The sequence below is a fragment of the Nostoc sp. CCY 9925 genome (assembly GCF_963920935.1).
Lineage (GTDB): Bacteria > Cyanobacteriota > Cyanobacteriia > Cyanobacteriales > Nostocaceae > Nostoc.
Window position 1 is genome coordinate 1 of the sequence record NZ_CAWUDO010000348.1, and the last position, 214, is coordinate 214.

The 214-nt window shown below is 62.6% G+C and carries 1 pseudogene; it reads right to left on the bottom strand.

From position 1 onward, the window contains the following. Window positions 1-191: pseudogene (locus ACM0OY_RS40710) on the bottom strand (hypothetical protein); the annotation flags it as partial. Window positions 192-214 lie beyond the last annotated feature (23 nt).

Here is a 214-nt window from a genome sequence, read left to right on the forward strand (position 1 = left end):
TCGCAGAATACATAGACCTGGCGCGCCTGAACGCGCGTACGGCGGCGAAGGCCCGTCACAGAACGGCCTTCGAAATCCAGCTGCTCGAAAAACCGCCCATCGGCGCTGACCCCGCGATCCGCCCACAGGGGCAATGCGTGCTCAAACAGCCAGTTGGAGACCCTGGATTTGGCGACGGAAAGGCTGATCATGCCGCTGGCTTAGGGCGCAACCT